The organism is Cupriavidus sp. L7L, assembly GCF_004353535.1.
Taxonomy (GTDB): Bacteria; Pseudomonadota; Gammaproteobacteria; order Burkholderiales; family Burkholderiaceae; genus Cupriavidus; species Cupriavidus oxalaticus_A.
In genome coordinates, this window is record NZ_SMNY01000015.1 from 43,346 (window position 1) to 55,528 (window position 12,183).

The window sequence follows — 12,183 nt, forward strand, 5'->3', positions numbered from 1 at the left end:
GCCGCAACCCGGCAGTGTCTGGCTGCCAGAACAAGATCCCACAATGACCAGCATTGCCGACACCACAACTGCTACCAACCAGGCCACCACCCTCACCTCGAGGTCTCTACATCGGATGGCCGAAGCGTTGACCCCCTGCGACCGCCTGGTCGACGGCGCCTTTCTGCGTAACCCCTACCCGACCTATCATGCGCTGCGCGCGCTTGGCCCTATCCATTGGAGTGAAGAGTTCTTCGGGGGTGCCTGGCTATTGACCCGGCACGAAGATGTGGAAGCCGTGCTGCGCGACCCCCGGTATTCGGCGCGACGCACGGGAGGCTGGGTGATGCGTGGCAGCGAAGGCGAGCGCCAGGAGCTTTGCCCCTTCCAGCGCTTGTTCAGCCGGGCCATGCTGTTCCTGGACGCGCCCGATCATACGAGGCTGCGACAGGTGCTCAATGCCGGCTTCCGTCCAGCTGCCCTACGCGCTTTCGCCGGCACTATCGAGCAAATGACCGCCGGGCTGATTGCGCAGCTCGCAGGCACCGAGGAGTTCGATTTCATGGAGTCGATCGCCAGGCCGCTGCCGGCGATGGTCATTGCGACGCTGCTCGGCATGGACGCCGAGAACCAACCGGACTTCCTTACCTGGTCCGAAGACCTGGCGGCCTTCATCGGCGCACCGGATCCGGACGCCGCGCTGAAACGACGCGCCCAGGTCAGCCTGCTCAAAATGGCGGCAGCCTTTGAAGCGATGCTGGCACGGCGCAAGGCACAGGACACGGATCTCTCGCCGCCGCAACAGCGGGACCTGATCGGGCATCTGCTGTACGCCGAGGCCGAAGGCAAGATCGAGGCCGGTGCCGAATTACTGGCGCAATGCGCGATGTTGCTGTTTGCTGGTCATGAAACGACGCGCAATCTGCTTGGCAACGGACTGCACGCACTACTGAGCCATCCCGAGCAATGGCAGCGCCTGCAGCAAACCCCAGAACTGCTGCTCAATGCCCTGCGCGAGTTGCTGCGTTATGAGAGCCCGGTCCAGTACACGGGACGCCGGGTTGCCAAAGACATGATGCTGCACGGGCGGCAGCTGCGGCGCGGCGATCTGGTCGTTGCCCTGATCGGCGCCGCCAATCGTGACCCGGCGCGCTTCCGCAACCCGGACGAGTTGGACATCGCCCGACGCGAAGGCTCCCACCTTTCGTTCGGGCATGGTCCACATGTCTGCATCGGCGCCGCGCTGACACTGATGGAGGCGGAGATCGTATTCCGGGCGATTCTGCGTCATTGGCCCGCGCTTTCACTCATAGACGCCGAACCGCACTGGAACGGCAACCCGGTCTACCGGGGTCTAGCCAGACTTCCGGTGATTCGTCGCCGCTGACTTCCACGGTGCGCTTTCTAGCTGCTTCGCCCGCGTCGGCCGGTACCAGGATATCGACACGCGCCTTTGCTGGCGGTCGCAGCGATGCCGGCCGAGACGGCGCGGGAACGGCTGCACGCGGCCCGCTGCCGCTGGGTGCTGACGGTGCTCTATCTGGGCGGCTTGCGGGCGTCGGAACTGACGGCTACCACCATGGGCGCGTTCTTCTGCCGGCGCGATGCCCAGGGTGTCGAGCGCTGGTGGCTGGGGGTGACCGGCAAAGGCAACAAGCCCCGGCTGGTGCCGGCGACTGACGAACTGATTGCCGAACTGGCGCGCTACCGCCGCGCCCACGCGTTGCCGGCTACCCCCCAGTTCGGGGAGACGCGTCCGCTGGTACTACCGGTCATTGGAAAAGCAGGCAGCAAGAAATCGCTGTCACGCGGCGCGCTGCATCTGATCCTGAAAGAGGTGTTCGGCATGGCCGCGGCGCGCCTGCGGACACGCGGGCCGGAATGGGAGCCGCAAGCCGCGGTGCTGGCCAGCGCCTCAGCGCACTGGCTGCGCCACAACGCGGGCTCGCACATGACCGACCGGCAGGTGGATCTGCGCTTCGTGCGCGACAACTTCGGGCACAGTTCGCTGTAGACGACGAGCGGGCTATCTGCACAGCGAGGAGGATGCGAGCCATGAAGCCACCCAGGAGCGGCATCGGATCGGCTGGGGCAGTAAGTCGTAGTCCCGCCTGCATGCCACGAGAAGAGCATTTCCGCACCATCCGACAAGCATCGGCGGACGTGACACCAGCCCAATAAGGTCCTATGCCCGGATAGTGAAACCATGCTGGCGGAAAGTTGCTGCCTTCGGGATTGGCGCGGGAATGGGTTGGTCAGCTGACTTAAAAGCAGTGACGGACGACGACTGCCCCGCCCTTGCAAGCCGGCATGTTAAGGTTGAAGTTCGAGCCAGGCGGTTAGTTGCGTTTTATTTCTGCAAGTCGATTCCTGTCGAGTGTGTTGAAGATCGCGGTTCGTGGGAGTGGAACGAATTGGAGGATGTCCCGTCTACGTGCTCAGTTGGATCTACGGCGACCGACTCCTCCAGCTGGCCATCCAGCAGTTCGACTCGCGCCTGAAGAAGGTAGTGGGCACCGCTGATAGACCACCGCATCTGCTGTCGTTTGGACGGACCTGTCAGAAATTTTGTGTTTAGGGCATAACATGTCGCCAAGGAGCATGTATGCCACGCAAAACCAAGACCAGTCTAGCCGCCGACCTTGAGCTGCCGACCATCCCCGAGGACCTGATTGCCCATTTCGTCAAGGGTCCGATGACCGCTGAGGCCGTGCAGGACGCCTCAATGGCATTCAAGAAGGCCCTGATCGAGCGGGCGCTGGGCGCTGAGCTCGGCCATCATCTGGGCTACCCGGCTGGCGCTGAGCGCCCAGCCGGCACGGCCAATCAGCGCAATGGCAAGAGCGCCAAGACGGTCTTGACCGAGGACGGGCCGCTGCGGGTGGACATCCCGCGGGACCGCGACGGCAGCTTCGATCCGATCCTGATTCCCAAGCACGAGCGGCGCTTCACCGGGTTCGACGACAAGATCATTGCGATGTACGCCCGCGGCATGACCGTGCGCGAGATCCAGGCGTTTCTGGCCGAACAGTACGGCACCGAGGTCTCGCCCGAGTTTGTCAGTTCGGTGACCGATGCGGTCATGGACGAGGTCACCGCCTGGCAAGCTCGCCCGCTGGAGGTGATGTACCCGGTGGTGTTCTTCGACGCGCTGCGGGTCAAGATGCGCGAGGACGGCGTGGTACGCAACAAGGCCGTCTACCTGGCCTTGGGCGTGCTGCCCGACGGCACGCGCGACATCCTGGGCCTGTGGATCGAGAGCACCGAAGGCGCCAAGTTCTGGATGAAGGTGTTCAACGACCTGAAGACCCGTGGCACGCAGGACATCTTGATCGCGGTCACTGATGGCCTCAAGGGCATGGAACAGGCTTTGAATGCGGTGTTCCCGAATACGACGCTGCAGACCTGCATCGTGCACCTGATCCGTAACAGCTTGGATTACGCCGGTTGGAAAGAGCGCCGGGCCGTGGCGGCATCGCTCAAGCCCGTGTACACCGCGCCCACGGTTGAGGCGGCGCTGGCCGAACTGGCGGCCTTCGAGCAGGGAGAATGGGGTAAGAAACATCCCTCGATCGCCGCGTCCTGGCGCCGCGCCTGGGACCAGGTGATCCCGTTCTTTACGTTCCCCCCGGCGATCCGCAAGATCATCTACACGACGGATGAAGTTGACAAGCCCTCGGTGCCCTCTGAGTCGTTCATGGTGTCCGTGTTGGTGGCCAAGGAGCTCGTACGGCTCTCGCCTGCGGTCGTGCTTGCTTCCAGCGCGAGAACAGGCGTTGGTAAGCCTGCTCGGCTTGCTCGCCGACTGCACGCTCCAGATCCCGGACGGACTTCAGATTGTAGGCGGCGGCAGACCCCTTGCGGTTACCGCGGCGCGCAGCAGGCATGCCTGCCTGCAGTTCCAGCTCACGGGTCTTTCGCGCAGTCAGCGCTGGGCGATCCCAAGCGAAGCATTCGTTACGCGTGAGGACGTGCCAGACGATGATCGCCAGCTTGCGTGCCGTGGCAACAGCCGCGATCTGCTGACCGCGATGATCGCGGATACGTAGGAAGAAGGCTCGGACGGGGCCGGCCGTTTGCGCTGCGGCCCAGGCAGCCTCGACCAGCATGGCACGCGCATAGGAACGTCCGCGCTTGCTGATGTGTCCGTGTTTTGCTGGTTGCAAGCCGGATTGGTAGACCGACGGATTGAGGCCAAAGTAGCTGACCAATTTCTCCGGCGAGCGAAAGCGGGCGATATCACCGATGGCCGAGAGCAACCCGATTGCCACGGTGGTGTTGATGCCGGTGATGGTCAGGAGCTTGCGCAGCCTGTCGTCCTGAATTGCGGATTGGGCCAGGACGCGATCAATCTCCTGCAGATTCTCTGCCAGCCGGTCCAGCTCGTGCAGCCGCTGGTCGATCCCGATGCGTTCGTCGGTGGGTAGCGGCTGCCAGCTCAGCCAGGCCCGCCCTTTCTTGCCAAACAGGTCTGTCACGGGACACCGCTCGATGAGATGCGCGGCAAGGACAGCGTGAATCTCATTCTTGAGCCGCGTCCGCTGCCGCACGATCTGCGCGCGGCGCGACACCTGCCGCCGCATCGCTTGCGTAGCTTCGTCTGGAATCCAGACCTCGGGCAGGAAGCCACTCGCATAGAGTTGCGCAAGGATGGCCGCATCGATCTTGTCCGTCTTGACGCGGGCTTCCGCAATCAGACGGACTTGCAGCGGGTTGGCGACGATCACTCTGCCAACATGACTCGTCAGCACGTTCGCAATGGCGATCGTATTGCCGGTCGCCTCGAGTACTACGTGGTCGTCGGGCTTTAGCTTGGCGGCAAAGCGTTCGAGCTCGTCGCGTCGCAGTCCGACGCGCCCTCCAGCGCGTAGCAGACCATTCTCCAGATAGGCGATCTCGGCTACGGATCGCGATACATCCAGTCCTATCACTCGCATTGGCGTCTCCCATGGGAAACATCGCAAATGGGAGCCGGTGGGACAGCACGACAACTACGGATTCGCGCTCGCAGCGCAACCGGGCGGGTCGCAGGGGCGGCCAACTACTAACACGAGCTCGCAGCTCAACGTATATGAACGGCCTGCCCACCCGAAGTGCTCCCCGGTGCCCCTGTCCCGGATGGTCGAACCATACACCAAGTTACTCGGTGAGGAGGAGGGCACCGGTTCCTATCATGCCGGTTACCAATGCCATTGAGAGCATCAACGCGCAACTGCGCAAGATCATCAAGACGCGCGGGCACTTCCCCAGCGACGAGGCGGCGACCAAGCTGCTATGGCTGGCCCTGCGTAACATCACCGGGAAGTGGGGCAGTTCAACGCATGACTGGAAGGCTGCCATGAACCAGTTTGCGGTCCTCTACGAGGAACGCTTCACCCACCCGCATCGTTGAGATAATGCTGGCTCACCGCTCAATCGACGGTGAGCCTTTACCTGCCCTGCACACAAAAAAAATGACAGGCCCGTTTGGACAGGCGGCGGTTGATCAGATGATTCCTCACTGATTCTGCCGGAGCGGTAGAGATTCGCCTCCCCGCCGCCTTGCACGCGCATAGTCAACAAGGATGGCTGCGTTGTGCTGGAGAAAACTGAGGAGTCTAGACGGATTTGAACCGGCAACCAATCGGCTAGGAGCCGATCGCTACTGTCCAACTGAGCTACAGGCCCATTGGAGCGGGTGAAGGGAATCGAACCCTCGTCGTAAGCTTGGAAGGCTTCTGCTCTACCATTGAGCTACACCCGCGAAGGCACGCATTTTCGCACAAATAAGCGACGCGCAAGGGGAGACCATCGTTGTCAAAGCGATCAGCTTGCGCTCTTGGAGGGCGCGCCGTGCCGCTTCTAGCTCCATCTCAGTCTGCGCCAGGCGTGTCGATGCCAAGTCCATCGAGTTGCAATGCGTGTTGAGCCTCGCGCGGCAATGGCAACGCCAAGGAACGGATGCAGCTGCGTGGCAATTACTCCTCGAGATCCGGGCAGCCTTCACGTGGGGCAGAAACCGTGGTCGGACAGGAGAGTTGTTGGCGTCGTTGTCGTAGAAGCGTCTACCGATTTCGCCATGCCGGCAAAGGAAGAGCGGTGGGACGAGCGCGACAAGAGTGCGCTGATGGCCCGCATTGGGCTCAGCGAGGACGAGGCATTCCGCGCCTTGCAGAAGGCTTCGATGGACAACGCCGCCTGGTCAACATTGCCGAAGCCGCGCTTTCGCTGACCGACGTCGCCCTGCCGGCCCAGACTCCATAATGAACTCCCATGGCCGCCCGCACCAAAATCGGGCGACCAATGCACCGCCAAATGTTGCGGCACTGGCCCCAACTTCGCACTGCTGCAAGGGGTGTGCCGGGGCAAAGCCGGAACGACCTTCTCAGGGCAGGACAACTCAGCCACGCATGCCGAAGCGCTCTTCGATTAGCTTCCGGGTATGGAGCATCTCCGCCACGATCTTGTGCTGTGCCTGCTTGTCCTTCACGGCCCTAAGCAGGAACACGATGTTCAGGCAAACCAGCACCCGCCCCTGATGGCAGAGTGGCACCGCAACCGCGCCGAATTTCGGCTCTTCCTGCCATTCCCCCAGGTTCTGCCCGTAGCCGCGCTTGCGGGTCAGCTGGATCATCTCCTGCACCGTACGGGTGTCACGGCTGCGCTCGCCCTCTTCGTCCGTGCGACTCCGGAGAATTTCAAGCAGGTTTTCGCGAACCTCGTCGGTGGAAAAAGCGAGAAAGGCCCTTCCTGCCGCGGTCGTCAGCATGGACATTCGCCGTCCGGGCATGCCAGGGTGGAACGACAGCGGGCTGAAGGACCGCGTCGATACCCGCACGACCATCTCGTCGCCCTCGGGCGCAACCAGCGAGCAAGGCCATACCAGGGTCTTTGACAGCGAGCGCATCAACGGCCATGCCGTCTCCGTGATGGAAACGCTCTCCCTGTAGCCATAGCTCAATTGCTGGACCCGAAATGTCAGCCGGTAATAGTTTGTCGCCGGCTCCCATTCCACGTACCCCTCTTCGCGCAGCGTTTCGAGCAGTCTCTTGACCGTGGTACGGTGCAGGCCTGTCACGCGGCAAAGATCCATGATCGACGCCGATGCGCTAGGGACACGGTTCAGTGCCGACAGTATCTCCAGCCCCCGGACCAGGGACTGGCAGTGGCGATAGGTATTGCCGGTGGCCTGCGACATCGGTGGGGGTGTGTTCTGGCTGATTGCAGTATTGTAGCGAACCAGCTCCCCGCGAAACTCACAGGTCCAGCACCAGTTCCGGGGACTTCGCGCCGGAGCAGCAGATCATCATGCACTGGTTGGCTGCCTGCTCTTCAGGCGACAACAGCGCGTCCCTGTGGTCCGCCTCGCCGGAGATGATACGGGTTTCGCAACTTCCGGAACATTGCACCGATACCCCAGCATCCAGGACCACGTCAAGGATGGTCCGCCCTGGCGGGACTTGCAGGTTCAGTCCGCTGCGCGACAGTACGACGGTGAAGCCGCCATCCGTCGCCGCTTCGGTTTTGGCATTGAAGTACTCGACATGGGCGCGCTCACTGCAATGCGCGGTGGACCGCTCGAAGTCATTGAGCATGCCCTTCGGTCCGCAACAGTACACGTGGGTATGCGCAGGCAGCGAGCCTACGAGTGCGTCGAAATCCAGTGATTTGCCGCCCGGATCCCGGTCGAAATAGTAGTGGATCCGGTTTCCCGTCGCCTTACCGATCTCGATCAACGCCTCGACAAATGCCGCATGACCTGCCGTCCGCGCGCAGTAGTGCAGCTCCCAGGAACGACCAAGGGCATTCAGCCGATGGAGCATGGAAAGCAAGGGCGTAATGCCGATGCCGCCGGCGATCAGGCAGGTATGGCCGGCATCTTCCAGCAACGGAAAGTTGTTGCGCGGATGGCTGGCCTGCACGACTTGGCCGGCGCGCAGGGTCTCGTGGATATAGTGCGATCCGCCCAGGCTGTCCGGCCGGCGATGTACCGCGATCTGGTAGCGGTTGGTCTCCGCCGGCGAGTTCAGCAGGGAATAACTGCGCGCTAGTTGCTCCGACAACTGCAACTCGACATGGGCACCCGCCTCGAATGCCGGCAGCGGCGCCCCATCCACATGCTCCAGCTCGAGCAGTTTGACGTCCAGCGCCACATCTTCGCAGCGCGTCACCCGGAGGGAAATCTTGGTATCCATGGCTTCAGGAACAGATAATCATTGGTTTGATCGCTTCGCCAGCAACAATCAGTTCGAACGCCCGCTTGCCCTCCGCTAATGGCACCCGATGGCTGGCGATCGGGCCGAGATCGATGTGGCGGTCGTAGACAAGCGGTGCCGCCATTTGCCACGTACGCCAGAGCCTGCGGCCGTGGATGTTGTAGACGGTCGGCCGCCCCTTGCGCCACAGGCCGAAATCGAACTCAATGGGGCCGGCCGGTGTGGCACACCAGCGCACCTCCGCCAGCGGCGCCGCCATCGCGAAGCAATTGCGCGCCCCTTCGGCACTGCCGGTGTATTCGAACACCACGTCCGCGCCTTCACCGCCGGTCATGTCCCGCACAACATCCACCGGTGATTGCGCGATAGGGTCGACGGCATGATCGGCGCCCATCAGTTCGGCGACGCGGCGGCGGGCAGGATTCGGATCAACCGCGATCACGCGGCGTGCACCGAAGTGCCGGGCGACTGCAACGTTCATCAAGCCAATTGGCCCGCAGCCGTTCACCACCACAACCTGCCCCGATACGCCGCTGCCTTCCAGCGTGGCATGGACGGCGATGCCGAGCGGCTCAAGCAAGGCCGCCATTTCCGGTGACGCGTCAGGAGGATTCACCCAGGCGATCGACGCGGGCACCGTGACATACTCGGCAAAGGCACCGTCGATATCGATGCCGGGGTAGCGGGTGCGTGGGCACACATGGGAGCGGCCGCTCAGGCAAGCTGGGCATTGCCAGCATGGGATATGACTTTCGAGACTGACCAGGTCGCCTTTGCGCACTGACTGGACGCCCGCGCCGACCTCGACCACCGTACCGCACACCTCATGGCCCAGGATCGTCGGAAGCTGGACCCGTCGCGCAAAAGTACCCGTTCCGCGGTAGACCTGCATGTCGGTGCCGCAGACGCCGGCCACATGCACCTTCAGCAGGATTTCGTCCGCCGCGGGTGCGCGGACTTCGTGTTGGCCGACCGCGAGGCCATCGAGGCCTGGTTCGACTTTGCTCAGTGCCAGCATGGGATGACCTCCTGTTATTGCGGCTCGATGCCGGCCTGCTTGGCCACCGCGGTCCAGCGTACATTCTCAAGCCGTATCAGCTTGCCGAACTCTTCCGGGCTGGATGCACGCGCGGTCAGGCCGTGCGCATGCAGCTTTGCCTTGACGTCGGCCTGGCCCAACACGTCGGCGACTGCGGCGCCGATCCTCCCGACCACGTCATGCGGCGTCCCCGCTGGCGCCATCAAGCCGAACCAGTAATCGACATAGAATCCTTTGGCCCCGCTTTCGTCGGCGGCGGGGATATCCGGGGCAATGGCGGCGCGCACCTTGGACGGCACGCCAAGCGCTCGGATGCGTCCGCTGTCGATCAGCGGCTTCGCCCCCATGAGCGTCGCGAACACGGCCTGGACGTTGCCGGCCATCAGGTCTCCCAGCGCAAGCGACTCACCGCGATAGTTGACGTTCTGCGCCTTGAATTGCATCTGGCTGGAGAATTGCTCGAAGGCCAGCATCGACGCCCCGCCGAACGCACCATGGAAGACCTTGCCCGGATGACTGCGCGCGTAGGCGGCGAACTCGCCCATGCTCTTGACCGGCAGGTCCTTGGAGACCGTCAACACATAATCACCCTGAGCCACCTGGGAAATTGGGATCAGGTCCCTTTCCGGGCTGAAGCCGGGCTGCTTGACGAAGATATTGATCGTCCCCATCGACACCGGTGCAAGCAGCAGCGTGTAGCCGTCTGCCGGCGCCTTGGCCACCAGCGACGCGCCGATCAGCGCGTTGGCGCCGGGGCGGTTATCGACAATGACCGGCTGCTTCCACTTGCGCGAAAGGCGCTCGGCCAGGATGCGAGCGGCGCTGTCGGACGATCCGCCGGCCGCAAACGGCACGACGATTTTGACCGGTCGGCCCGGGAACGCGCTCTCCGCGTGCGCACTGGCGCATAGCATAACGCCGGCGACAGCGAGAAAAAAGGGGCGGATGCTGTTAGCAATGAACTTCATTGGGGGCTGTCTCCGTAACTCTCGTTATGGTGAATTGCCGGATCGGTGCCGGCTAGAGCTGGCCGCTCCTACAACAGGAACGACAGACCGATTAGCGGCTGCTTGCGGTTCAGCAGGACAAAGGTCTTGTCGGTGATCTTCCAGTCGTCACCGACGCGAGTGAACGACATGGTGCAGCGACCGGGGAACAGCCGTGTTTCCCCAAGCCCGGTCTGGCGCCAGTCGCCCGAACGGACCTCCACTACCAGCAAGGCGAACGTCGCCCGTGCGCGATCGGCGCCTTCCTCATCGATATCGAGATTGCTGACCATGTGCAGCGTCGACGAGGCTGGGGACTGGGCCACCCGTGCCTGGCGCATGATCTGCTCGACGCGCATCTCCAGGCGCATGCGGTTGTCGTAGATGATTGACGAATCCTGCATCGGGTCAGCGTTCTCGTCGATCGGCAGCCAGTAGGTCGCATCCTCGGCATAGAGTGCGAGCCAATCGTCGAGCTTGCCTTCGTCGAGCAGTTGCGCTTCACGCAGCACCAGGGACTGAATGGCGTTTGACATGTCTTTCCTCATCCTAGTCAGTTGTTCTCGGCCATCAGCCCTTGCCACTTGCGCCAGAACGCGCGCTGCGGCGTTTCATCGCTGTAGACGCCAACCCGTTCGCCATCAGGGTTGACGTCTTCCTTGCCAAGCCCGCGGCTCAGCGTGATCCATCCCATGCCTTCCGCCTTCAGTGCATTCTGGCCGCCGGCGAAGACGTCGATGTCATCCGCGGACAGGATGCCGGCCGTGCCGACGCGGGTCTGGGCATCCAGCATGCGGTTGCTGTTGAGCTCGTCGTGCGCACCCTCGATCAGCAGCGGATATGAATAGACTTCGGTGCGGTCGTGAGCAATCGGCTGGATCACGCGGATGTTGAAATCGAAGATCGTCAGGTTCGGGAAGATCAGGAACTGGCGATTGGTCAAGACTTCGTCGGTCCCCTCGTCGCCATAGAGCGCCTTGAGCTGGTCAGTGTAGGCCTGGCGGACCGCGGGATCGATCCCGCCCGATTCGAGCGGCGCACCCGCTTCGAGCGTGCCGTGCCCCTCCGGATAGCCGCGTGTATAGCCTTGCTGGCGCACGGCAACGTCGAGCGCGCGATTCTCGAATGAGCCCTCGAACTTGCGCACCGTATTGAAGGCGGACCGGTGCACGAAGCCGGGGTGATAGCCGTCGTATACGTTCTCCGCCTGGAATTTCCAGTTGCCGTCAAATCCGTACTTGTGCGCGGTAGCAACCTTGTAGCGCGCGCCGGCAGTGCGCCGCAGCCAGATATCGATGTGCCGCTTGGCCCCGCCCAGGAAGTCCTCGAGCGGCTCGACGTCTGGATTGAACGAGCCAAAGATCAGGCCGCCATAGGACGCCACGTGCGGCAGCGCCTTGAGGTGCTTGTCGGACTTGTCGAAGCATTCCGGGTAGCGTGCTTCGTCCGGGATGCCGATCAGCTCGCCGGAGGTCCGGAATGACCAGCCGTGGTACGGGCAGACAAAGGCCCGCGTATTGCCCTTCTCTTCACGGCAGACCGTCGCGCCGCGATGCGGACAGGCGTTCAGGAACGCATGCACCTTCCCTTCGCGGCTCTTCGCGAGGATCACGGGACGGGTGCCGACCTGCGTGGACTTGAAGTCGCCGGGCTTCTCGACTTCGCTCTCGTGGCCAAGATAGATCCATGTGCGGTAGAAGACGCGCTCCAGTTCCTTCTCGAAGACTTCGGCGCCGCGGTATGCGCCGGTCGACACTCGGAACTCGTGTGGCCGCTCGTCCACCATCTCGGAAAACAGGCCGGGGGCGGGACTGGAATACATGCTTTGTCTCCTGTAGGGGGTGAGTCGAATGCTAAGTAGATCCCCCTCCCCCTTCAAGACAATCCGGCGTTAAGGTGCACAGCGTGCACCCTCTCTGGCTGGGCCGGCCCTATAGTCTGCGAACGGGAATTCCCGCAGCAGTTGCAGAGCAGGAGGAGCTAA

Annotated in this window: 9 protein-coding genes, 1 tRNA gene and 4 pseudogenes; 5 read left to right on the plus strand and 9 right to left on the minus strand. The window is 62.8% G+C overall.

All coding sequences use genetic code 11. From position 1 onward, the window contains the following. Positions 1–43 precede the first annotated feature (43 nt). On the plus strand, positions 44–1,366 hold the full coding sequence (locus tag E1J61_RS16085; protein WP_371704238.1) for a cytochrome P450: 1,323 nt from the start codon (positions 44–46) through the stop codon (positions 1,364–1,366). 75 nt (positions 1,367–1,441) lie between these two features. Further along, positions 1,442–2,084: pseudogene (locus E1J61_RS16090) on the plus strand (tyrosine-type recombinase/integrase); the annotation flags it as partial. 245 nt (positions 2,085–2,329) lie between these two features. On the opposite strand, the pseudogene E1J61_RS38260 reads toward E1J61_RS16090, so the two are convergent. Next, positions 2,330–2,530 (minus strand): annotated as a pseudogene (locus E1J61_RS38260) (hypothetical protein); the annotation flags it as partial. Between the two features lie 54 nt (positions 2,531–2,584). Between E1J61_RS38260 and E1J61_RS16100 the strand changes: the two are divergent. Further along, positions 2,585–3,649, plus strand: a pseudogene (locus E1J61_RS16100) (IS256 family transposase); the annotation flags it as partial. A gap of 25 nt (positions 3,650–3,674) precedes the next feature. Here the strand turns inward: E1J61_RS16100 and E1J61_RS16105 are convergent. After that, positions 3,675–4,901 carry an IS110 family transposase gene (locus tag E1J61_RS16105; protein WP_371704247.1) on the minus strand — a complete coding sequence of 409 codons (1,227 nt, stop codon included), beginning with the start codon at positions 4,899–4,901 and terminating at the stop codon, positions 3,675–3,677. Positions 4,902–5,149: 248 nt separating this feature from the next. On the opposite strand from E1J61_RS16105, the pseudogene E1J61_RS16110 reads away from it, so the two are divergent. After that, a pseudogene (locus E1J61_RS16110) lies at positions 5,150–5,371 on the plus strand (transposase); the annotation flags it as partial. Positions 5,372–5,648: 277 nt separating this feature from the next. Here the strand turns inward: E1J61_RS16110 and E1J61_RS16120 are convergent. Next, positions 5,649–5,722, minus strand: a tRNA-Gly gene (locus E1J61_RS16120). A 315-nt stretch (positions 5,723–6,037) separates the two neighbouring features. Between E1J61_RS16120 and E1J61_RS38265 the strand changes: the two genes are divergently transcribed. Next, positions 6,038–6,190, plus strand: coding sequence for an ANTAR domain-containing protein (locus tag E1J61_RS38265; RefSeq protein WP_243736889.1), 153 nt, complete (start codon positions 6,038–6,040; stop codon positions 6,188–6,190). A gap of 168 nt (positions 6,191–6,358) precedes the next feature. Here E1J61_RS38265 and E1J61_RS16130 read toward each other — a convergent pair whose 3' ends face one another. From E1J61_RS16130 to E1J61_RS16155, 6 genes are all read right to left on the minus strand, one after another. After that, a complete protein-coding gene (locus E1J61_RS16130; protein ID WP_133095055.1) occupies positions 6,359–7,156 on the minus strand; it encodes a helix-turn-helix domain-containing protein in 798 nt (265 codons plus the stop codon). 58 nt (positions 7,157–7,214) lie between these two features. Continuing rightward, on the minus strand, positions 7,215–8,153 hold the full coding sequence (locus E1J61_RS16135; RefSeq protein ID WP_133095056.1) for a PDR/VanB family oxidoreductase: 939 nt from the start codon (positions 8,151–8,153) through the stop codon (positions 7,215–7,217). Positions 8,154–8,157: 4 nt separating this feature from the next. Beyond that, positions 8,158–9,192: an alcohol dehydrogenase catalytic domain-containing protein gene (locus E1J61_RS16140; RefSeq protein ID WP_133095057.1), complete on the minus strand. Its 1,035-nt coding sequence runs from the start codon at positions 9,190–9,192 to the stop codon at positions 8,158–8,160. A 14-nt stretch (positions 9,193–9,206) separates the two neighbouring features. After that, complete coding sequence (locus tag E1J61_RS16145) at positions 9,207–10,181, minus strand: tripartite tricarboxylate transporter substrate binding protein (protein ID WP_133095058.1); 975 nt, start codon at positions 10,179–10,181, stop codon at positions 9,207–9,209. Positions 10,182–10,249: 68 nt separating this feature from the next. Beyond that, positions 10,250–10,735 (minus strand): aromatic-ring-hydroxylating dioxygenase subunit beta, encoded by a 486-nt coding sequence (locus E1J61_RS16150; RefSeq protein ID WP_165971487.1) that lies wholly within the window; start codon positions 10,733–10,735, stop codon positions 10,250–10,252. Between the two features lie 17 nt (positions 10,736–10,752). Further along, positions 10,753–12,021 (minus strand): Rieske 2Fe-2S domain-containing protein, encoded by a 1,269-nt coding sequence (locus E1J61_RS16155; protein WP_133095060.1) that lies wholly within the window; start codon positions 12,019–12,021, stop codon positions 10,753–10,755. Between the last annotated feature and the right edge of the window lie 162 nt (positions 12,022–12,183).

Bases quoted from the DNA above. Each gene is read 5' to 3' on its own strand.
- E1J61_RS16085 (WP_371704238.1), top strand. From the start codon at position 44: ATGACCAGCATTGCCGACACCACAACTGCTACCAACCAGGCCACCACC.
- E1J61_RS38265 (WP_243736889.1), top strand. From the start codon at position 6,038: ATGCCGGCAAAGGAAGAGCGGTGGGACGAGCGCGACAAGAGTGCGCTG.
- E1J61_RS16130 (WP_133095055.1), bottom strand. From the start codon at position 7,156: ATGTCGCAGGCCACCGGCAATACCTATCGCCACTGCCAGTCCCTGGTC.
- E1J61_RS16135 (WP_133095056.1), bottom strand. From the start codon at position 8,153: ATGGATACCAAGATTTCCCTCCGGGTGACGCGCTGCGAAGATGTGGCG.
- E1J61_RS16140 (WP_133095057.1), bottom strand. From the start codon at position 9,192: ATGCTGGCACTGAGCAAAGTCGAACCAGGCCTCGATGGCCTCGCGGTC.
- E1J61_RS16145 (WP_133095058.1), bottom strand. From the start codon at position 10,181: ATGAAGTTCATTGCTAACAGCATCCGCCCCTTTTTTCTCGCTGTCGCC.
- E1J61_RS16150 (WP_165971487.1), bottom strand. From the start codon at position 10,735: ATGTCAAACGCCATTCAGTCCCTGGTGCTGCGTGAAGCGCAACTGCTC.
- E1J61_RS16155 (WP_133095060.1), bottom strand. From the start codon at position 12,021: ATGTATTCCAGTCCCGCCCCCGGCCTGTTTTCCGAGATGGTGGACGAG.